This window comes from Corynebacterium testudinoris (genome assembly GCF_001021045.1).
In the GTDB taxonomy this organism is placed as follows: domain Bacteria; phylum Actinomycetota; class Actinomycetes; order Mycobacteriales; family Mycobacteriaceae; genus Corynebacterium; species Corynebacterium testudinoris.
The window spans coordinates 2,226,831-2,247,387 of the sequence record NZ_CP011545.1 but is presented as its reverse complement, the minus strand read 5'-3'; the positions used below and the strand labels follow the sequence as shown (position 1 = coordinate 2,247,387).

General features: G+C 63.8%; 21 protein-coding genes. 12 read left to right on the top strand and 9 right to left on the bottom strand.

All coding sequences use genetic code 11. The annotated features are described in order from the left end of the window. Nucleotides 1-105: 105 nt before the first annotated feature. Entirely contained in the window at nucleotides 106-984 is an 879-nt protein-coding gene (locus tag CTEST_RS10775; protein WP_047253736.1) for a helix-turn-helix transcriptional regulator, read from the top strand. 8 nt (nucleotides 985-992) lie between these two features. Further along, nucleotides 993-2,210, top strand: a complete 1,218-nt coding sequence (locus CTEST_RS10770; RefSeq protein ID WP_083985582.1) for a chloride channel protein — start codon at nucleotides 993-995, stop codon at nucleotides 2,208-2,210. Here CTEST_RS10770 and CTEST_RS10765 read toward each other — a convergent pair. The 4 genes from CTEST_RS10765 to CTEST_RS10750 form a co-directional block, all read right to left on the bottom strand. After that, on the bottom strand, nucleotides 2,146-3,177 hold the full coding sequence (locus CTEST_RS10765; RefSeq protein ID WP_236686086.1) for a helix-turn-helix domain-containing protein: 1,032 nt from the start codon (nucleotides 3,175-3,177) through the stop codon (nucleotides 2,146-2,148). The two genes, CTEST_RS10770 and CTEST_RS10765, sit on opposite strands and share 65 nt — an antisense overlap. Nucleotides 3,178-3,186: 9 nt before the next feature. After that, the gene (locus CTEST_RS10760) at nucleotides 3,187-4,149 is read right to left on the bottom strand and encodes an alpha/beta hydrolase (protein WP_047253733.1); all 963 of its coding nucleotides are present in this window, start codon (nucleotides 4,147-4,149) and stop codon (nucleotides 3,187-3,189) included. 87 nt (nucleotides 4,150-4,236) lie between these two features. Then, nucleotides 4,237-4,857, bottom strand: a complete 621-nt coding sequence (locus CTEST_RS10755; protein ID WP_047253732.1) for a response regulator transcription factor — start codon at nucleotides 4,855-4,857, stop codon at nucleotides 4,237-4,239. After that, nucleotides 4,854-6,014 (bottom strand): sensor histidine kinase, encoded by a 1,161-nt coding sequence (locus tag CTEST_RS10750; RefSeq protein WP_047253731.1) that lies wholly within the window; start codon nucleotides 6,012-6,014, stop codon nucleotides 4,854-4,856. The genes CTEST_RS10755 and CTEST_RS10750 overlap by 4 nt, the downstream gene beginning before the upstream one ends. 152 nt (nucleotides 6,015-6,166) lie before the next feature. On the opposite strand from CTEST_RS10750, the gene CTEST_RS10745 reads away from it, so the two are divergent. Both CTEST_RS10745 and CTEST_RS10740 read left to right on the top strand, forming a co-directional pair. Continuing rightward, a complete protein-coding gene (locus tag CTEST_RS10745) occupies nucleotides 6,167-7,216 on the top strand; it encodes an ABC transporter permease (RefSeq protein WP_047253730.1) in 1,050 nt (349 codons plus the stop codon). Beyond that, nucleotides 7,213-7,905, top strand: a complete 693-nt coding sequence (locus CTEST_RS10740; protein WP_047253729.1) for an ABC transporter ATP-binding protein — start codon at nucleotides 7,213-7,215, stop codon at nucleotides 7,903-7,905. Before CTEST_RS10745 ends, CTEST_RS10740 begins: the two co-directional genes overlap by 4 nt. Here CTEST_RS10740 and CTEST_RS10735 read toward each other — a convergent pair. From CTEST_RS10735 to CTEST_RS10725, 3 genes are all read right to left on the bottom strand, one after another. After that, nucleotides 7,836-8,792, bottom strand: coding sequence for an alpha/beta hydrolase (locus CTEST_RS10735; protein WP_047253728.1), 957 nt, complete (start codon nucleotides 8,790-8,792; stop codon nucleotides 7,836-7,838). The two genes, CTEST_RS10740 and CTEST_RS10735, sit on opposite strands and share 70 nt — an antisense overlap. A 64-nt stretch (nucleotides 8,793-8,856) precedes the next feature. Continuing rightward, a complete protein-coding gene (locus tag CTEST_RS10730) occupies nucleotides 8,857-9,846 on the bottom strand; it encodes a MerR family transcriptional regulator (RefSeq protein WP_047253727.1) in 990 nt (329 codons plus the stop codon). Beyond that, complete coding sequence (locus CTEST_RS10725) at nucleotides 9,833-10,444, bottom strand: HEAT repeat domain-containing protein (protein ID WP_047253726.1); 612 nt, start codon at nucleotides 10,442-10,444, stop codon at nucleotides 9,833-9,835. The genes CTEST_RS10730 and CTEST_RS10725 overlap by 14 nt, the downstream gene beginning before the upstream one ends. A 152-nt stretch (nucleotides 10,445-10,596) precedes the next feature. Between CTEST_RS10725 and CTEST_RS10720 the strand changes: the two genes are divergently transcribed. After that, complete coding sequence (locus CTEST_RS10720) at nucleotides 10,597-11,019, top strand: pyridoxamine 5'-phosphate oxidase family protein (protein ID WP_047253725.1); 423 nt, start codon at nucleotides 10,597-10,599, stop codon at nucleotides 11,017-11,019. A gap of 7 nt (nucleotides 11,020-11,026) precedes the next feature. Here the strand turns inward: CTEST_RS10720 and nadE are convergent, their stop codons facing one another. Next, on the bottom strand, nucleotides 11,027-11,863 hold the full coding sequence (gene nadE / locus CTEST_RS10715) for an ammonia-dependent NAD(+) synthetase (RefSeq protein WP_047253724.1): 837 nt from the start codon (nucleotides 11,861-11,863) through the stop codon (nucleotides 11,027-11,029). Between the two features lie 205 nt (nucleotides 11,864-12,068). Between nadE and ykgO the strand changes: the two genes are divergently transcribed. The 4 genes from ykgO to nrdE all read left to right on the top strand — a co-directional run bounded on the left by ykgO (nucleotide 12,069) and on the right by nrdE (nucleotide 15,870). After that, on the top strand, nucleotides 12,069-12,191 hold the full coding sequence (ykgO, locus tag CTEST_RS10710) for a type B 50S ribosomal protein L36 (protein WP_005511141.1): 123 nt from the start codon (nucleotides 12,069-12,071) through the stop codon (nucleotides 12,189-12,191). A gap of 653 nt (nucleotides 12,192-12,844) precedes the next feature. Further along, nucleotides 12,845-13,078: a glutaredoxin-like protein NrdH gene (gene nrdH, locus CTEST_RS10705; protein WP_047253723.1), complete on the top strand. Its 234-nt coding sequence runs from the start codon at nucleotides 12,845-12,847 to the stop codon at nucleotides 13,076-13,078. Between the two features lie 152 nt (nucleotides 13,079-13,230). Next, entirely contained in the window at nucleotides 13,231-13,671 is a 441-nt protein-coding gene (gene nrdI, locus CTEST_RS10700) for a class Ib ribonucleoside-diphosphate reductase assembly flavoprotein NrdI (RefSeq protein ID WP_047253722.1), read from the top strand. Nucleotides 13,672-13,722: 51 nt separating this feature from the next. Next, entirely contained in the window at nucleotides 13,723-15,870 is a 2,148-nt protein-coding gene (nrdE, locus tag CTEST_RS10695) for a class 1b ribonucleoside-diphosphate reductase subunit alpha (protein ID WP_083985744.1), read from the top strand. Nucleotides 15,871-15,938: 68 nt separating this feature from the next. Here nrdE and CTEST_RS10690 read toward each other — a convergent pair whose 3' ends face one another. After that, a complete protein-coding gene (locus CTEST_RS10690; RefSeq protein ID WP_144413274.1) occupies nucleotides 15,939-16,649 on the bottom strand; it encodes a FadR/GntR family transcriptional regulator in 711 nt (236 codons plus the stop codon). Nucleotides 16,650-16,979: 330 nt separating this feature from the next. On the opposite strand from CTEST_RS10690, the gene nrdF reads away from it, so the two are divergent. The 3 genes from nrdF (at nucleotide 16,980) to CTEST_RS10675 (ending at nucleotide 20,314) form a co-directional block, all read left to right on the top strand. Beyond that, nucleotides 16,980-17,984: a class 1b ribonucleoside-diphosphate reductase subunit beta gene (nrdF, locus tag CTEST_RS10685; protein ID WP_047253719.1), complete on the top strand. Its 1,005-nt coding sequence runs from the start codon at nucleotides 16,980-16,982 to the stop codon at nucleotides 17,982-17,984. A gap of 132 nt (nucleotides 17,985-18,116) precedes the next feature. After that, nucleotides 18,117-18,329 (top strand): heavy-metal-associated domain-containing protein, encoded by a 213-nt coding sequence (locus tag CTEST_RS10680; protein WP_047253718.1) that lies wholly within the window; start codon nucleotides 18,117-18,119, stop codon nucleotides 18,327-18,329. Between the two features lie 2 nt (nucleotides 18,330-18,331). Next, nucleotides 18,332-20,314, top strand: coding sequence for a heavy metal translocating P-type ATPase (locus CTEST_RS10675; RefSeq protein ID WP_201774810.1), 1,983 nt, complete (start codon nucleotides 18,332-18,334; stop codon nucleotides 20,312-20,314). Nucleotides 20,315-20,557: the final 243 nt, after the last annotated feature.

The following is a 20,557-nucleotide window of genomic DNA, read 5'->3' as shown; positions in this document are numbered from 1 at the left end:
TTGCTTAATCAGAAGAACACGCACGTTCACTCGCGCGGGAGACTCTGTTGATGGTGGTACCGGCAGAACCTCCCATGCACGACGGGGTAGTCGTACCGTGGAAGCATGGACAACCGAGCTGAGGTGCGCGAGTTTCTGACCTCGCGCCGGGAACGCATCACGCCCGAACTGGTCGGCCTGCCCGCGGGCGGCAACCGTCGAGTCGCGGGCCTGCGGCGGAGCGAAGTCGCCACGCTCGCGGGGATGAGCGTGGAGTACTACACCAAGCTGGAGCGCGGCCACATCAGTGGTGCGTCGCCCGACGTGCTCCACAGCCTGGCTCAAGCATTGCTTCTCGACGACGCCGAGCGTGCCTACTTGTTCGATCTGGCCAGCGCGGCCAGCCCGGTTGGCAGGCCCCGTAAGCGCCGCAGTGGGAAAGGGTGGAATCCGGGTCCCGGATTGCAGTGGGCATTGGACGGTTTCAGCGCCGGACCGGCGTTTGTGAGGAATGGCCGCATGGACCTGTTGGCGGTGAATCCCCTGGCGAGGGCCTTTTATGACGAGTTGTATGACCTGCCAGATCGGACGCCAAACATCGCCCGGCATACATTTCTTGATGAACGAGCTCTTAATTTCTACCCCGACTGGGATGGATTCGCCGACATTACGGTCGCAATCTTGCGGACCGAGGCTGCCCGAGATCCGCACAACAAGGAACTCCACGATCTCATCGGAGAATTGTGCACTCGTTCCGATGAGTTCCGTACTCGCTGGGGCAAGCACAACGTTCGCCACCATGGCAGCGGTGTCAAGTATTTCCATCATCCGGTCGTTGGCGATATGGCGCTGGCGTATGAAGGCATGGATATGGAAGCACATCATGGGCTTACGTTTACCGTGTACTCGCCGGAGCCGGGTTCACCGTCGGAGGAGGCGATGCGTTTGCTGGCGTTGTGGGCGGATACCCGAGACTTCGGAATAGCGGGTGCCAACTTCTTATAATCACATTCATGAACGCAACGACACAGCGCCCGCGAGTGAATCCGCGGCTCGCGCTGCAGGCCTTAGGTTATGGCGCTATCGCCGGGCTGACTTCCATCCTCACGTTCAAGGGGATGACCTGGCTGCAGCACCTGGTGTGGGACGGCCTGGGACTACCCATCTATGTCACCATTCTTCTCGGCGGGGCCTTGCTCATTCTCATTGGTTGGTGGGCACCGACGGAGGACTTGGAGACGTTGCTTCGCCATTCGGAGGATCCTGGTCACTTGCCCCGGCGCGCGGTAGCGGCGACGGCGTTCGCCGCGATCGTTGCCGTCGCTTTCGGTGGGGCGATCGGCCCGGAGGCAGGCATCGTGGCGGTGGTGGCGCAGATGTCGGCGATTGTGACGCACTTGATTGCGCGGGACGTCGATACGCAGCGGGTGATTGGGCAGGCCGGGAACGCGGGCGCGCTCGGTGGTTTGTACGGCTCGCCGCCGGGAGCGGCGGCGATAGATGGTGATGATCTGGGGCAGGGCAAGGCCCTGCAGCTGGCGGCGGGATTTGCTGGATTCTTTGTGTTCGTGGGCGTCGCTAAGCTCACGTCCAGTGGGGAGGGCGGCCACATTGCGCTGCCCGCCATCGGGGAGCCACAGCCGTTCCTGCTGCTGGTCGTGGCCGTGGTGGCGGCCGCTGCGGGGCTGCTGTTCCGCGGGCTCCATCATGCGTTCGAGCAGGTCACGGCTGGTATCAAGCGCCGGTGGTTGGTCGTTGCTGGCGGCACGGTGTTGTTTGCCGCGCTGGCGACGGTGCAGCCGCTGCTTAGGTTCTCCGGGCATCACGAGCTGAATGATCTGCTGCCGCTTATCCAGAATTCGCAGTGGTCGCTCCTGCTCGCCATCGCGGTGGGCAAAGTGGTTGCCGTCGCGTTGTGCCTGGTCAGCGGCTGGCGGGGCGGAGAATTCTTCCCGCTGGTATTCACCGGCGCGGCGATCGGTGCGGCGCTGTCGGTGCTGCTGCCCGGGCTGGACGCAGGATCGGCGATGGCCACCGGCATGGTCGCCACCGCGGCCGTCGGGTGGAAACGCACGGTAGCCGTGCTGCTTATCCTCATCCTGCTTATCGACGCCCCCGTCGCCCTCCCACTCCTCATCGGCGCGGGAGTGGCCTACGTTTTCGGGCTTATGGTTCCACCAGCATCATCATCGCCGTCGCCCGCGCCCGATTCTCCAGCGCATCCACGCTGAAGCCGAGCTGGGCGGAGAGCTTGGACAACCGGCTGGCAACACTGCTGTGGTGGAGGAACATCTCCTCGGCGGTGGCGCGGAGAGTCCCGTTGCGGAGGTAGACGCGGAGGGTGTCCAACAGCTCGGAATCGGTCACCTTCGCGGCGCGAACGAGGTCCGGGATGCGGCTGGGGTCGACGTCGGTGCCGGGGGTGAGGAGTAGGAGGGCACCGAGGTCATCGGCAAGCACGACCGGGCGCTGTGCGTGGGTGTGGCGGCGGGCGAAACGAGCGGTCTCTGCCAGCAGGTGAATGTCCGTCGCGGCGGAGGCCAAGGACACCCCGGAACGTGCCGTGCCATCGGTCGACCACTCGGCAAACGGCGGGAGTGAAGAATCGTTGAGGAGCACCCAGTGGTCCCCATCCAGGTCGAGCTCGACGGCGCGGCCTGGGGTGGCGTGGCGGGGAATTGCCACACCAGCGTCCGAGGAAACGAGGACGCGGACCTGGAGGGAAGGGTCGATGTTGAGCGCGGCGCAGGCGGTGAGGACGGCGACCTCGTCCAGGGAAAACAGCAGGTTGCGGGTGTGGTCGGCGTCGCTGAGCTGCCGTTGGGGCGAGAGGATCGACGCGGCGGTGATCGCCATCCGATCAACGAGCATGTCGTCGAGCGGGAGGGGCGGACCTGGACGTTCGATCCACACTTTTCCCACGACCGACTCGCCAATCAGAATGTCTTTGGTGCGGGAGGCAGGCAGAAGGGGCTGTGGGGACCAGCGACCGCGGACGTCGCAACGCCGGGTGTCCACCTTGCCTGACCTGCTGGTGGTTTCGATGCCGACGACGCAGTTGGCCAGGGTGGCGCTGGCGCGCAGGAGGGCAGACATGTCGGCGCCGTGGCGCACGAGCGCATCGAAGTAATCGATAACGCGCACGAGACCGGCCGAATCTGCATCGAGTTCGGCCAGCCGATACATCAGGCCCTGCATCCTGCCAGCCTACTGGCTCTGGCTGGACAACCGGAGACCCACCTTGAGCGCATTGAGCGTCTCCGCCCCTGCGCGGCGGACCACCTCGGCCCCGGCTACCATCGCGCAGCCGTGGAAAGTGCCGGGGAAGGAATGCAACTCCACGCTGACGCCAGACTGGAGAAGACGCAGACCGAATTCGATTCCTTCATCGCGCAGCGGGTCGAGTTCCATGGTCTGGATATACGTCGGAGGAAGATTGCGCAGGTCCGTGGCGCGGGCGGGGGCGGCATACGGGGAGACGTCGTCTCCTGCGTGCTCGGGTCCGAGGTAGTACTTCCACACCATCTCTGCCAGGGGGCGGTTGAACACGGGGGTATCAACGAAATCAGCCATGGAGACGGTGCGCAGGCGATCGTCGAGAACCGGGATTTCCAGGACCTGGAACGCGACGGGGATGGTCCCCTCGTCGCGGGCCCGTAGGACGGTCGCGGCGGCGAGGCATCCCCCGGCGGACTCGCCGCCGACGGCGATGCGGGTGGGGTCGAGGCCAAGGTCGGCGGCACGTGAATGGAGAAAGGTCAGCGCGGCGTAGCAATCGTTAGCCGGGCCGGGGAACGGGGTATCGGGGGAAAGACGGTAATCAATGCTGGCCACGGCGATGCCGAGTTCGCGGACGACGCTGGTGGAAAAGGCGTCGCTGGCGGCCGCCGACCCCACGACGAAGCCGCCACCGTGCATCCACATGAGGACGGGCACCGGGCCGGACGCGGACGCTGGGGTGAGCAGGCGGACGGAGACATCCGGGTCCGTGCCCTCACCGGGGGCCTGGAGGAGCTGCACGCTGACACCCTCGTAGGAGAGGTCGGCGAGGAAGGCGGTGACGAAGTCGTCGAGCGCGGCGCGGGAGGAGGGGACATCGCTGAAGTCGGCGTCGGGAAGCATGGCGACGGCGGCGGCGAGCTCGGGATCGAGTGTGGGGAAGGTGGTCATGAAGGAAAACCTACTGGCAGTTGTGATGCCAGTCACCCGCGGGGCGTCGGGTATGCGGGGGACGTCACCCGACAGGAGAGACAACCGCTAGCGCAGGATCCCGCTCTCCCGGGCACTGGCCACGGCCGCTGTCCGCGAGGACACGTCGAGCTTGGTGTAGATGTGCGCCAGGTGGGACTTCACGGTGGCGTCGCTGATGAATAGTCGCTGCGCGATCTCCTCGTTCTTTGCACCGGTGGCGACGAGCCCCAGGACCTCGATCTCCCGCGCACTCAAGGTTGGCTGCGGGGAGCGCATTCGCGCGAGGAGGCGGCCCGCGATGGCGGGGGCGAGGGCGGTTTCCCCGGCGGCTGCAGCGTGGATGGCGGCGAGGAGCTCGTCGAGCGGGGAGTCTTTGAGCAGGTATCCGCTGGCCCCGGCCTCGACGGCGCTGAGGATGTCGCTGTCGGTGTCGTAGTTGGTGAGCACGAGCACCGCCGGTGGGTGGGGTAGCGCCCGGATGAGTCGGGTCGCGTCCGCCCCGGTGTCCTCGGTGCCAAATTGTAGGTCCATGAGCACGAGGTCGGGGGAGTGCTCACTAGCGAGCGCTACTGCCTCCTCCGGGGAGGTGGCCTCGGCGATGACGGCGATGCCGGGGTCATTGGACAACATGGCGCGCAGGCCAGTGCGCACGACGGGGTGATCATCGGCGATCACGAGGCGGATCATGGGTGGCCTCCGGTGCTGGGAATCAAGGGCAGGTCGGCGCGGACAGTGGTGCCCTCGCCGGGTGTGGAAGTTACCGAGAGGGTGCCGTCGAATTGCTCGACGCGCTCGCGCATGGCCTGCAGGCCGAAGGATTCGGCTTCGTGGAAGCCGCGACCGTCGTCAAGCACCTCCAACGTGGCGGTGCTGGCATCGGCGAGCAGGGTGATGGAAATGCGGGAGGCGTCGGCGTGGCGGATGGCGTTGGACAGGGCGCCTTGGGTGATGCGCAGCAGCGCGGTCTGGATGCCCATGGGCAGGTCAACGTCTGCGGCGGTGACCTCGATGGGGATCTCCGCGCGGCGGGATTGCTCCGCCCCGAGCCTGCGCAGCGCCGCCGCCAGACCGTCCTCGAGGCGACTGGGCGTGAGCTCTCGGATGATTTGGCGCGTATCGGCGAGGCTCTCGGCCGCGGTCTCCCGGGCCAAGGTGAGGTAGCCCGCCGCGGGTTCGGGGGTCGTGGGCTCGGCGGCCTGCAACAGCATCTGGATGGACGATAGGCCCTGGGCGACGGTGTCATGGATATCGCGAGCCAGCCGGGCCCGCTCCGCGAGTGCTCCTTGTTCGCGCTCCGTGTCGGCGAGCTGCGCGCGGGTGCGCATGAGCTCGCTGAGCAACTGCTCCCGCGCCTGCGCCTCCCGGGTCAGCGCGCGGTAGGCCAACCCGATGAGCAACGCGACCCCGGCGCCGATGAGCGGCCCGATGACCCCGCCAACGCTAAAGCCCAGATGCAGCCCAAGCGCCACGATGGCGAAAGCGGTGGCGAGGATGATCACCACCGCGGAACTCGCGCCGGGCAGGAGGTGAAGGTAGAGGAAGAAGAGGGGAAAGACCAGGTAGGCGCCCTCGGGGCTGAGCCACGTCAGCGCCGCCCATAAAACGGTGAGCACGATGATCCAGCCCAGGCTCGCGGTTCCTGGCTGACCGTCCGATCCCCGCGCCGCCCATGCGCCGAGCAGGTAGACCGCCACGAAGGCGATGCCGACGACCAGTACCCACGGCGCCACCGGCGAGGACACCGCGAAGGCCCGCACGATGGCGAAGCCCGTCAGCCCCACGAGGAGGGCGTGCAGCCCGAGGCGCAGGCCGGTGAACACGGGGGCGAGGTTCGAATGTGACATAGCGGTGTCAAGCCTAGGGGAGTGCTCGGCGGGCGCCATCAACAGAAATGATGACTCCGAAAGCGCAGGTTCAGCCGATGCTGTTCGACCCCCGGCGAGGGGAAGCTCAGGGGGTAGCTCGCACAAGGAGTGCTGGGCAGGAAAGGAAAGCTGTGTTTGTCGCTTGGAAGGAACTGCGGTTCGCCCGCGGAAGATTTGCGCTCATCGGGGTGGTGGTGGCGTTGATTACCCTGCTCGTGGGGTTTCTCTCCGGCCTGACTGGGGGCCTGGCGGCGCAAAACGTTTCTGCGGTGCTCAGCATCCCCGCCGACCGGATCGTCTTGCAGCAGCCGAGCACGGGCAGCCCCAGTTTCTCCACCTCTTCCCTCAACCCGGATACGGTGCGCCAGTGGCAGGACGCGCCCGGGGTTGAGTCGGTGACCCCGATCGGCATCTCGCAGACCCGGGCCGCCCGCGCAGGGTCGGAGGAGCCCACCGGGGTTGCCCTGTTTGGCCAGCCTTCGGGTCTGGCCGAGGGGGAGGTTGAGCTGTCCAGCGGCGCCGCCGAGGCACTGGATGCCCAGGTCGGCGATACCGTGACCATCAATAGCCAGGATGTCACCGTCGCCGCCGTGGGCGAAGATCTCTGGTACAGCCACACCCCCGTGATCACGATGAGCACGCCCACCTGGAGCGAGCTGAGCCAGCGTGTCGGCGGGACCGGCGAACCGACAATGCTGGCGGTGACGGGGGAGCCGGACTGGGCGGACGTCGATAAGCAGGCAGGCACCGTGGCGCAGACCCCGCTGGCCAGCCTCTCCGCCCTCGACGCCTTCTCCTCCGAGATCGGCTCGCTGGGCCTCATGATCGCCATGTTGTTTGGCATTTCCGCCCTCGTCGTCGGCGCCTTCTTCACCGTCTGGACGATGCAGCGCGCCGGCGACATCGCCGTCCTCAAAGCCCTCGGCGCTAGCACCGCATCACTCGTGCGCGACGCGCTTGGCCAAGCCCTCATCGTGCTAGCCGTGGGCATCGGCGTCGGATTAATCGCCGTTGTTGGCCTCGGGGTTGCGGCAGGCCAGGCCCTGCCCTTCGTGTTGAGCCCGCTCACCACCCTCGCCCCGGCTGCCATCTTGGCGCTGCTCGGGCTCCTCGGCGCGGCGTTCGCGCTGCGCATTGTCACCTCCGCCGACCCCCTCACTGCCCTCGGGAGCAACCGATGATTGAACTCCGCAACGTCACCCTCACCTTCCCCGACGGCGCCAGCCGCATCACCGCCGTCGACAACGTCAGCCTCCGCGGCGAGGACGGCGTGGTCACCGGCATCACCGGCCCATCCGGCTCCGGAAAATCCAGCCTCCTCGCCGTCGCCGCCACCCTCATCCGCCCCGACTCGGGCTCCGTCCTCATCGGTCGGGGAGAAAAGCTTATCGACGCCGCCGTCCTCAGCCCCCACGACGCCACCGCCCTGCGTCGCAGAAGCATCGGGATTGTCTTCCAACAATCCGCCCTGCTCCCGGCCCTCACGGCCCGCGAGCAGGTGCAGGTCATGGGTCGGCTTGGCGGCCAGGCACATCGATCGCTTATCGACGCCCGCGTGGACGATCTCCTCGCCGCCGTCGGCCTCTCCGCCCACGCCGACAAACGCCCCCACCAACTTTCCGGAGGACAACGCCAGCGCGTCGCCATCGCCCGCGCCCTCGTCCACGAACCAGACATCCTCCTCGTCGACGAACCCACGAGCGCCCTCGATCAGGAACGTGGCGCGGAGATCATGGAGCTCATCGCCCGCCTCACCCACGAGCGCGACACCGCCACGCTGCTAGTCACCCACGACCTCATTCACCGTTCGGCCCTCGACGAATTAGTGACAGTGGTGGACGGGCGCGCAGCCATGACGAGTTCCGTCTGATGGCGATCGCTGACCGCGCTGGGAAACGCCGAAGAGCCGTGGAACGTGCCGGGGAAGCAATGCATCTCCACACTGACCCCCGCCTGCAGGAGCCGCAGACCATAAGCAATGGCCTCATCCCTCAACGGGTCAAGCTCCATCATGGAGATATACGTCCGAGGGAGACCACTGAGATCCGCCGCGAGGGCAGGAGAAGCGTCAGCGTTGTCCATGCCATGGTCGCCTAGGTAGAAGCGCCACATGAACTCCGCGCTCGGTCGGTTAAACACAGGGGTGTCGACGAACTCCCTCATCGATACCGTCGACATTCGGCTATCCAGCACAGGAATGTCCAACAGCTGAGCTGCGATGGGAATCTGACCCTCATCACGCGCCCGGAGGACAGTGCTGGCCGCGAGGCACCCACCCGCGCTCTCCCCGCCGACCGCGATGCGGTCCGGGTCCAGGCCCAGCTCGGCGGCATGGTGATAGAGGTAAGTCAGGGCCGCGTAGCAATCATCATGTGCGCCGGGGAAGGGGACTTCCGGGGCGAGGCGATAATCAACACTCGCGACCGCCATGCCCCACGTGCGAACGAGCGTGAGGGCGAAGGCGTCACTGTCCTTGGCCCGGCCGAGGGCGAAGCTGCCGCCATGAATCCACAGCAGGACGGGGAGAGGGCCGGTGTCTTCGCTGGCGCTGTCGGGGGTGAGGAGGCGGATGACAGCCTCGGCGACTGCAAGCTCGCGAACGGTGACGCCGTCATAGGACAGCTCGGCCAACGCGGCATCGGTGGCCTGGTTCATCGCTTCACGAGCCGCCGGGAGATCAATGGTGTCGTAGTCCGGCTCCGGCATCATCGCCACGGCAGCTGCGAACTCGGGATCGAGGGTAGGAAAGTGCGTCATGGGGCAAACGTACAATGCTGTGTGAGGCACGTCACCCGCAGTGCGTCGGGTATCGGGAGCCCATCTACCGACAACGCATCGCCATGAGGTAGCGGGCCGTATGCGCTACCTGCGGGGAAGCATCATCCGCCAAGCGTGCCAACAGTGCATCAGCCCCTGGACCGGGGATCCCGGCGAGCGACTCGGTCAGCCGGTGCCGAACGGAGTCCTCGGCCCCGGCGAGCTCCGCAGCGAGGGCCTCGGTGATCTCTGCAGCGTAGCCATGCTCGACCGCCAGCAGCTCTAGAACATCGGCGGCCTCCACGTCCTCGCGGCCCGACACGATGAGCTCCACCAGACCCGCAACCGCATCCACCTCACCTAATCTGCCTCGCTCCATGGCCGCCCAGCCCCGCACCTGGGGATCGGCGTGCGCGATGGCGCCAGCTAAGGCCTCCAACGACTGCGCTGAACCGATCTTCCGCAGCATCATCGCCGCCCGGCGTTGTCGATCAGGCGAAGCGGACGTTAAGACGGCTGTGAGGCGGGGCACCGCGGTGTCCCCGCCCTGCGCCACCACCCAGTCCAACGCACCGGCGGTGTTGGGATCGGACTCGGACAGGGCGGCGTCGATAAGCAAGGACAGATGACGCTCGGCGTCGACCGATAATGCCACCCGCAGCCGCTGGGAGGGCTCGGCGGCTCCGAGACCCCGCATGAGGCTCGTGGTGCGCAGCACGTCGGACCAGTCGACCGGATGGCTGGCGCGCACCAGCCGGAGAGTGCGCAACAGCGCCTTTTCTTGGGTGAGGCGCTCGCGGGTGCCGGTGATGAGGGCGTCGATAAGCGTGGTCGGGCTGAAACCCGGATCGCGGAGCACCTCCGCGACCTCCGACAGCTCCAACCCCAACGAACGCAACCCCTCGATGTGGAACAAACGCCGCAGATCCTCGTCCGAGTACTCGCGATACCCACCGGCGGTGCGCTCCGACGGACGGAGCACGCCGATTTTGTCATAATGCCGCAGCATCCGGGCGCTAACACCGGAAAGCTCGGACACCTCACCAATACGCACTGTGGAACCCCTCCTCCGGGTCAGCCATGATCCGCTCCGTCGCCAGCGCGTGGGCACGCACCACCTCCCGAGGATGATGCCGAGCACGCGCCACGACCTCCTCGGCGGCGGGACCCAACAGCGCGAACGCCTGGCTCAAGCTCAGCCGAACCTCACGATCTCCGCGGCCGAACTGCGACGCCAGCACCCTCGCCAGCTGGGGCTTCTCCTCCTCCGGGTAGAGGCCAGCCGCCGCGCGCCACGCCGTGCGGGCCACCTCATCATCCTCGTCGCGGAGCAAATCCAGAGTAATCGCCCGCCACGTCGTGGGATCCGCGATCTTAGTCAATGTATGCAGCGCCTGGCTGCGAGTCCGCGGCGACGTCGAACGCAGCTCGGGCAGCACGAGCTCCACCACCATCGCGTGATCATGGCGAGTCAAGGCCCAGGTCAGCATGTCCCGAACGAAAAAATCCGGCTCATGCGCGCACTGGGCGACGAGGGGCGGGATGAAATCCGGCTGCGGGCTCGTACCTGCAGCCAGGGCGGCCTGCAACCGGGTGGATGCGGCCGGTGAGGTCAACGCGTGTTGGAGCCGACGGTGGTCAATGGCGGTCATGGGGACCACCTCCTTTCCCTCAACATCCAAAACCATGACACAGTGACAAGGTCAAGGGCATCGCATGAGATGTCGCCAGCATTAGCGACGACGTATTCTAGAACCAACGACCGGCCGCACCCGCGACCGTGAGACTTCAGGAGTAGACCACCATGTCCATGAACGACAACGTTTTCCGCAAGCTCACCGTCGAACAATCCTTGGCTTACCTAGCCGACGTCCAGCCCGGTCGCTTGGTGCTGCACCGCAACAAGGACCTGGAGATCTTCCCGATCAACTTCGTCATCGATGGCGAAGACATCTACTTCCGCACCGCCGAAGGCTCCAAGCTCTTCACCCTCACCCTCAACCACGACGTACTCTTCGAGGCCGACGGCGTTGACGACGGCACCGCCTGGTCCGTCATCGTCCGCGGCACCGCCGAAGTACTAGAAGACAGTGCGGCAGTCGCCCACGCCGAAACCCTCGACCTCAAGCCCTGGGCCCCGACCCTCAAGTACAACTGGGTGCGCATCCAAGCCACCGAGATCTCGGGCCGAGAGTTCGAGATCGCCGAAGAACCGGAACGCTACTAAGCCACCACTAACGCCACCACGTTGAGGTGGGCTCCGGCGGCGTATGCCGCTTGTGATTGCCCACCGTCCACAGGTGCTCGATCCGCCTCCGGGCGTCATCGGGCACCTTTCGGCCTTCCAGGTAGTCATCGATGTGCTCATAGGTGACCCCGAGGGCGTGCTCATCCGGCAGGGCCGGGCGATCTTCCTCGAGATCAGCGGTGGGAACCTTCCGCCACGTGCTTTCCGGCGCGCCCAGCTCCCGCAGTAGGGCGGCACCCTGACGCTTATTCAAACCGGCGAGGGGGAGAAGATCAGCCGCGCCATCACCGAACTTGGTGAAAAACCCCGTGACGTTCTCCGCCGCATGGTCAGTGCCGATGACCAGCAGATTCTTCTCGCCCGCAATCGCGTACTGAGCAATCATCCGCTGACGAGCCTTCACGTTGCCCTTGTTGAAATCGCCGAGATTGCTCAGACCGATGGAGGCGGCGACGGCGCGGTCCATCGCCGCGGTGGCCTCTGCAATATTGACGGTCACGCTGTGGTCGGGGTTGATGAAACGCAAGGCCTCCTGAGCATCATCCTCATCGGCCTGAGTGCCGTGGGGGAGACGCACTGCCCAAAACTCCGCGTCCCGGCCTTGCTCGCGCAGATCGGTGACGGCCAACTGAGCAAGCCGACCCGCCAAAGTCGAGTCCTGCCCGCCGGAAATGCCCAGGACAAACCCCTTCGCCCCGGACGCCTTAAGATAATCCACGAGAAAGGCGACGCGGGCGTCGATCTCCGCGGCGGCGTCGATAATCGGCAAAGCATGCAGAGCACTGATAATGGAATGCTGCAAAGATTCGGGAGCCTGAGACATGCTGCCGATACTAGCCGCCACCGTTGCCCGAATCGCGGCCCACGAACAGCTAGGGCAATTGTTTTGGTGGATGAGGCAGGCGTCAGGTAACATATCTCCTCGTGTCATGGCTGGTGGACTCGCCGAGTACATCGGTGACAGATCCCCAGTCACTGCAGGAAAATTAGTCGCATTCCGATAACGCGCATACAGAAAGGAGCGCCCGATGAAGGTCCGCAAGTCGCTTCGGTCGCTGAAGAATAAGCCGGGCGCCCAGGTTGTGCGTCGTCGTGGCAAGGTCTACGTGATCAACAAGAAGGAGCCGCGCTTCAAGGCCCGTCAGGGTTAAGAGCTCGCCTCTGCATAATCGTCAGCCGTCCGCCTCCCGTTGGGGAGCGGGCGGTTTTCGTTATGCCTGCCCCAGCTTTGGCCGGCCGAGTCGGCGAAACCCGCACTTCCTAACAACTTGGCCGGTTTGGAAGGGCGATTGGCCCCGGAGTTGTTAGGAAGTGCGGGTTTTGGGTCGCATGTGTGGGTCAGGTGGTCGTTGCCCCATAACCTGATCCCGACGCCCTCCTCGCGACGGGAAGGCTGGCTGGCGAGGAGCGTCCTGGGGTTTTGGGCCCGGGCTAGCGTTCCGGTCGGGAGCAGGGCGTCGGGAGGATGCAGGCCGCAACCCGATGAGCATCACCAGCCCCACAAGACCGCAGCCGCCCCAGTTTATAACGATTTGGTAACTGCATACTGCCGGAAAAGCGCGCGAACAGCGGAAATCCCATCGGTGTTGTTCCGGGGCGAGCAATGCTTGCGGGGGCAAGGTCAACATGTGGGCCTGGTTGTGCTCACATCCTGGGAGTTTCATCCGTGTAACTACTATATATAGTGCTGGTTGCGCCCATTGACCACAAAGTATAGTGTCATTAACTGTCGCTACCGGGGAAACCCGGAGCACGGAAGAAGTGCCAGAAGCACGACAGACGACACAGATTGAGGACAACTCCCATGGCTATCACCCTCTACACCAAGCCCGCTTGCGTTCAGTGCAAGGCCACGAAGAAGGCTCTGGATCGTGCTGGTTTGGAATATGACACCGTGGACATCAGCCTGGACGATGATGCTCGTGACTACGTCCTGGCCCTGGGTTACCTCCAGGCCCCGGTGGTGGAGGCCAATGGTGAGCACTGGTCCGGGTTCCGCCCCGAGCGGATCAACAACCTGACTGCCGTCGTCGCCTAAGCTGCTCCGGCAGTGAAGTGGAGGCGATATCCCGTCGGGAGTCGGAGAGCCTCCGCTGAAACCTCCTCGCATCGCTGAGCCCGCCCACCACCAGCTGGGCGGCTTTGTTAGTTAGAGAACCCTCAAGCGTCAACTTAAGGAAGTGAAACGGCATGCTCGTCGTGTATTTCTCCTCCGCTACGGAGAATACTCGTCGGTTCGTCGATAAGCTTGGGCTTCCTGCCCAGCGGATTCCTCTGCTGAAAGCGGAGGAACCGCTGGTGGTGGATGAGCCTTACGTGCTGATTTGTCCGACGTATGGAGGCGGGGCGTCGATAAGCAATCAGAATTCGCGTCCCGTTCCGGTGCAGGTCATTCGCTTTCTTAATAACGAACACAATCGCAGCCTCATTCGTGCGGTGGTGTCGAGCGGAAACACCAACTTTGGTACTGATTTCGGGGTGGCCGGCGAGGTCATTTCCAAAAAGTGCCAGGTGCCGTATGTCTATCGCTTTGAACTGCTGGGAAACGATGAGGACGTGGAAATCCTCCGCGCGGGCTTGTTAGAGAACGCGGAACAACTCGGACTCCAGCCCGAACCAGCAGCTAGTTAACCTACCAACGAGAGTGAAAGGCAAGGAAACGTGACCACCACGAGCCAGCCCATGGGAAAGTCCGTCGCCGAGCCGGTGAGCCAGGCGGAACAGCTTGATTATCACGCGCTGAACGCGCTGCTCAACCTGTATGACGAGAAGGGTGAGATCCAGTTCGATAAGGACCGCGAGGCCGCGAACCAGTTCTTCCTCCAGCACGTCAACCAGAACACCGTGTACTTCCATGATTTGGAAGAAAAGCTGCATTACCTCGTGGAGAATCGTTATTACGAGCCGGAGGTGCTGGCGCTCTATGACTTTGACTTTATTAAGTCCCTGTTTAAGCGTGCCTACGCCTTCAAGTTCCGTTTCCAGACTTTCCTCGGCGCGTATAAGTACTACACCTCGTACACGCTGAAGACTTTTGATGGCCGCCGCTACCTCGAGCGCTTTGAGGATCGGGTGTCCATGACCGCCCTGTTCTTGGCCAACGGTGATCGTCCGCTGGCGGAGAACCTCGTCGATGAGATCATGTCCGGCCGTTTCCAGCCCGCGACCCCGACCTTCCTCAACGCCGGCAAGGCGCAGCGCGGCGAGCTGGTTTCTTGTTTCCTCCTGCGCATCGAGGACAACATGGAGTCGATCGGCCGTGCCATCAACTCCGCCCTGCAGCTGTCCAAGCGTGGCGGCGGCGTTGCCCTGCTGCTGAGCAACCTGCGCGAGTCGGGTGCGCCGATCAAGCACATTGAGAACCAGTCTTCGGGTGTTATCCCCGTGATGAAGCTGCTGGAAGATTCCTTCTCTTACGCCAACCAGCTCGGCGCACGCCAGGGTGCGGGTGCGGTCTACCTCAACGCCCACCACCCCGACATCATGTCCTTCCTGGACACCAAGCGCGAGAACGCCGATGAGAAGATCCGCATCAAGACTCTCTCGCTCGGTGTGGTCATCCCCGACATCACTTTCGAGCTGGCCCGCCGCAACGATGACATGTACCTGTTCTCGCCTTATGACGTCGAGCGCGTCTACGGCAAGCCATTCGGCGATATTTCCGTTTCTGAGCTGTACAACGAGATGGTCGAGGATCCCCGTATCCGCAAGACCAAGATCAACGCGCGCCAGTTCTTCCAGACGCTCGCTGAGATTCAGTTCGAGTCCGGCTACCCGTACATCATGTTCGAGGACACGGTCAACGCTGCGAACCCGATTTCCGGCCGGATCAACATGTCCAACCTGTGCTCCGAGATCCTGCAGGTCAACACCCCCTCGACCTACCACGAGGACCTCACCTACGAGCACATCGGTGAGGACATTTCCTGTAACCTCGGCTCGCTCAACATCGCCATGACGATGGATTCGCCGAACTTCGCATCCACCGTGGAGACGGCTATCCGTGGGCTCACCGCGGTCGCCGAATCTACCGCGATCAACTCCGTTCCCTCCATCCGCGAGGGCAACAACGCCGCTCACGCCATTGGCCTGGGGCAGATGAACCTGCACGGCTACCTCGGTCGCGAGCGCATGTACTACGGCTCGGAGGAAGGTCTGGACTTCACCAACGCCTACTTCGCCGCGATCCTCTACCAAGCTCTGCGTGCCTCCAACAAGATTGCCCGCGAGCGCGGCGAGAAGTTCGTCGGCTTCGAGGATTCCAAGTACGCCGACGGTACGTACTTCGACAGCTTCGACCCGGCCGATTTCCAGCCGGTGACCGACAAGGTCAAGGCGCTGTTCGCCGACTCCACCGTCACTGTTCCTTCTGCCGAGGAGTGGGCCGACCTCAAGGCCGAGGTCATGGAGCATGGCCTGTACAACCGCAACCTCCAGGCTGTCCCGCCGACGGGTTCGATTTCCTACATCAACAACTCCACCTCGTCGATCCACCCGATCGCCTCCAAGATTGAGATCCGCAAGGAAGGCAAAATCGGCCGCGTTTACTACCCGGCGCCGCACATGGACAACGACAACCTGGAGTACTTCCAGGATTCGTACGAGATCGGCTACGAGAAGATCATCGATACGTACGCCGTGGCCACCAAATACGTCGATCAGGGCCTGTCGTTGACGTTGTTCTTCAAGGACACTGCCACCACCCGCGACATCAACCGCGCTCAGATCTATGCGTGGCGCAAGGGCATCAAGACCTTGTACTACATCCGCCTGCGTCAGGTCGCCCTCGAGGGCACCGAGATTGAGGGTTGCGTCAGCTGCATGCTGTAGCTGTCTCGGCAGCATCTCGGCAGCTTTTCGACGTCCCCGCCCTGCCCGGCGTCAGCCGCCGGGCGGAGCTAGCGCTCCGCGTGTTCAGTATCCGAGAGCAGTGAGCGGGAGTAGTTTTCGGCGGCCACCCGGTCGCCGGAGGCGACGGCGGCCGCGAGGTCTTCGTGGGTGGCAATGGCGCGATCTCCGGGCATGGCCGAGATGTGGTCGTAGCGGCTTCTCGCTTCGAGGACGCAGAGCAGTGGGGGAATGAGGGCGGCGAACATTTCGTTGCCCGAGGCTTCCATGAGGAGTGCGTGGAAGCGCAGATCCACGTCGAGGAATGACTGCGAGGCTGCGCGGCCGGATCGGCTGAGCTCGCGCATCGTGGTGGCGAGTTCGACGAGTTCGGTTCGTTGCTGGGAGGACGCGGCCGCCGCGGCCAGGCGGGAAGCCTGGGGTTCGATTCCGGTGCGAAGCTCGTTGAGCGAGAGCAGTTGTGCGCGGCGTTGGGTGGGGGATTCCAGGCGCCAGTTGATCACGGCCTGGTCGAAGACGGCCCAATGCGCGCTGGGGCGGACGGTGATGCCGACTCGCCGCGATGAGGACACTAGCCCTAATTGTTCGAGGGCGCGCATGGCTTCTCGGGCCACGGTTCGTGAGATGCTGAAGCGGTCCCCGATGTCTTGGAGGGTGAAGGTCTTTCCCGGGGGAAGGATTCCGGAAATGATCTCGCGGCCCAGCTCGTTGAGAATTATTTCTACGAGCGGTGCGGCGGGTGTGCGCTGTGCCTCGGGCATCGGTGTTCGCATCCTTTTCGATGAGAGTTCACTTTCACCTGTGGATTTGCGTCGCCGGAGATATCAAAAGTCAGGTGAATTTATTCATGGCGGGCAAGGGTCACGTCAACATTATCGGATGAATACTTGCCGCGGCCAGTTTTTCTGTCTCAGAGTACTCCTAATCCGGTCCTAAAGTATGTGGCATGGCGGACATGTGCGTTCCGGGGAATCTCGGTAGAGTGGGACCCGTCGACTCGCCATTCCGTATCGTGGTGAGCATGCAGTTTTCTTGGGCTTTATCAGCCTTGGGTATAACGTCCATTTCCTTATTTAGAGCAGGGGTTTTCCATGTCTGATCCTTCTGAAAGCCACGAGTACGACCCGTACGTTGACTCCCATGGCGGCCCGGTGTTGGCTATCAACTGGAACGAGGTTCCGGATGAGAAGGACGCGGAGGTGTGGGATCGTCTCACGGGTAATTTCTGGCTTCCGGAAAAAGTCCCGGTGTCCAACGATTTGAAGACCTGGGCCACGCTCAATGAGATGGAAAAGCAGGCCACGATGCGGGTGTTCACGGGCCTGACCCTGCTGGATACGATCCAGGGAACGGTAGGCGCTGTGTCGATGTTGCCGGACGCCAGCACTCCGCACGAGGAGGCTGTCCTCACCAACATTGCGTTCATGGAGTCGGTCCACGCCAAGAGCTACTCCAATATTTTCATGACGTTGGCCTCGACCCCCATGATCAATGACGCTTTCCGCTGGTCGGAGGAGAATGAGCACCTCCAGCGCAAGGCCAAGATCATTTTGTCCTACTACGAGGGCTCTGATCCGCTCAAGCGCAAGGTGGCCTCCACGATCCTGGAGTCCTTCCTCTTCTACTCCGGCTTCTACCTGCCGATGTACTGGTCGTCCCACGCCAAGCTGACCAACACCGCTGACATCATCCGCCTCATCATCCGCGATGAGGCCGTCCATGGCTACTACATCGGCTACAAGTATCAGCAGGCCGTGGCCAAGGAAACCCCCGAGCGTCGCGCTGAGCTGAAGGAATACACCTTCGACCTCATCTACGATCTTTATGAGAATGAGGAGCAGTACACCGAGGATCTTTATGATCCGCTCGGCTGGACCGAGGATGTCAAGCGTTTCCTGCGCTACAACGCCAACAAGGCCCTCAACAACCTGGGCTACGAGGGGCTCTTCCCGGCGGATGAGACTCGTGTCTCCCCGGCCATCCTCTCGGCGCTGAGCCCGAATGCGGATGAGAACCACGATTTCTTCTCTGGCTCCGGTTCTTCCTACGTCATCGGTAAGGCGGAACACACCACCGACGACGACTGGGAGTTCTAGCCCCACTCGCCCTTTTGGCCCGTACCGGCGCATTGTTGCCAGTGCGGGCTTTTTCTTGGCCCAACCCCTTGAAAATACCCCCCATGGGTATATGGTGGAGGTGAACCAACCCCGAGAGAAGGAGTCACCACCATGGCAACCACCACCGAATACCAGGTCACCGGCATGAGCTGCGGGCACTGCGAATCCGCCATCCGCAGCGAAGTTTCGGAGATCCCCGGCGTCACCGCCATCGATGTCAGCGCCGCCACCGGACGCCTCGCCGTCACCTCCGAGACGCTTATCGACGACGCTGCGGTCCTCGCCGCCGTCGATGAGGCCGGTTTCACCGCCGTCAGGAGCTAGCCATGGATATGGACCACGATCACCACGAAGGGGGACACGCTCACCACGTCGCGCAGTTCCGGCGACTGTTTTGGATCATGCTGGCGTTTTCCATCCCGGTCGTGGTCTTCAACGACATGTTCGCCGACCTCATCGGTTATTCGCTTCCCGATGCCGAGTGGGTCCGCTGGGTATCCCCGCTGTTGGGCACCGTCATGTACGGCTGGGGCGGCCGACCGTTTCTTAGTGGCGGGCTGAGTGAGATCCGTGCCCGCAAGCCCGGGATGATGCTGCTCATTGCCCTGGCGCTCACCGTCGCCTTCCTGGCTTCGTGGGGTGCGAGCCTGCACCTGCTGAGCCACGAATTGAACTTCTGGTGGGAGCTGGCCCTCCTGGTGGTCATCATGTTGCTGGGTCACTGGATCGAGATGCGTTCCCTGGCGCAGACCACCTCTGCGCTCGATTCCCTCGCTGCGTTGCTTCCTGATGAGGCCGAAAAGGTTGACGGGGACGATGTGGTGAAGGTCGCGCCCGCCCATCTCGCCGTTGGCGATGTCGTGATCGTCCGGCCGGGGGCGTCGGTACCCGCCGACGGGGTCATTGTCGAAGGCTCGGCGTCGATGGATGAATCGATGGTGACGGGCGAGTCCCGGGCTGTCCGGCGTGGGCCCGGCGACCGAGTTGTCGCCGGCACGATCGCCACCGATTCTGGCCTTCGCGTGGAGGTGACCGCCACCGGCGATGACACCACGCTGGCGGGCATTCAACAGCTTGTTGCCGATGCCCAGGCCTCCTCATCCCGCGCCCAGCGCATCGCGGACACCGCCGCCGGCTGGCTCTTTTGGTACGCCCTCGGCACGGCCATTCTCACCGCCATCGTGTGGACCGTGTTGGGTCGGCCGGATGATGCCGTCGTGCGCACCATCACCGTCCTCGTCATCGCCTGCCCGCACGCCCTCGGCCTGGCCATTCCGTTGGTGGTCTCCATTGCGACCGAGCAGGCGGCCCGCGGTGGCATCCTTATCAAGGATCGGCTCGCGCTCGAATCGATGCGCACCATTAATACAGTGCTCTTCGATAAGACCGGCACCCTCACCAAGGGTGAGCCGACCGTCACCGCTATCGACGCCGTCGACCGCACCGACGATGAGGTCCTCGCGCTCGCCGCGGCCGCCGAGGCGGACAGTGAGCATCCGCTCGCCCGAGCAATCGTCGCCGCCGCGCGCACCCGCGAGCTTGAGGTGCCCCAGGCCGTCGGATTCTCCTCGTCGCCTGCTGTCGGGGTACGCGCCGAGGTCGGCGGCCACAGGATCGAGGTCGGTGGACCCTACCTCCTCAAACAACACGAACAATCCGAGCTCCCCATCGCCGCACAATGGCGCGAGGAGGGCGCGATCATCCTCCATGTGCTTGCCGACGGCCGCGTCATCGGCGCCCTGCGCCTCGCCGACGAGATCCGTCCCGAATCCCGGGAGGCCGTCGAGGCGTTGCACGCCATGGGCGTCGAGGTGGTCATGATCACCGGCGATGCCGAGGCGGTCGCCGAGTCGGTGGCACGCGAGCTTAAAATCTCCCGCGTCTTTGCGGGGGTGCACCCGGAAGATAAAGCAGCCAAGGTTGCCGAACTGCAACAGGAGGGTCGCAAGGTCGCGATGGTGGGCGACGGCGTCAATGACGCTCCCGCCTTGGCTCAGGCGGACGTCGGTATCGCCATCGGAGCGGGTACGGATGTCGCCATTGCGTCGGCCGGTGTCATCCTCGCCTCCGATGATCCCCGCTCGGTCATCTCTGTCTACGAACTCTCCCGTGCCACGTATCGGAAGATGAAGCAGAACCTGTGGTGGGCGGCGGGCTACAACCTCATCGCCGTCCCCTTGGCTGCGGGCATTCTCGCCCCCATTGGGTTCGTGCTCCCGATGAGCGTGGGCGCGATCCTCATGTCGGCCTCCACAGTCGTCGTCGCGCTCAACGCCCAGCTGTTGCGGAGGCTTGATCTTCGCCCTTAAGGCGTGCATTCCCGGGGTCCCAGGTTGGCAAGAAACTGGGGCTTCCGGGGGTAGTAGGGGCAGGCTCCATCTAAAGGTTGATTACTACCGGGGGGAGTTTCCAGTTCCCCGTCCAGGCCAAGAATGCCAATGTCCCTGTTCGCAGGTGTGTCTTGGGTCACTGGTGCGGGTGGGTTCTGGGGTAAACCCCGCGTTTTGCGTCATTGCCCCACGTATTCATGTGTTTTTGAAGGGGTAGCGAGT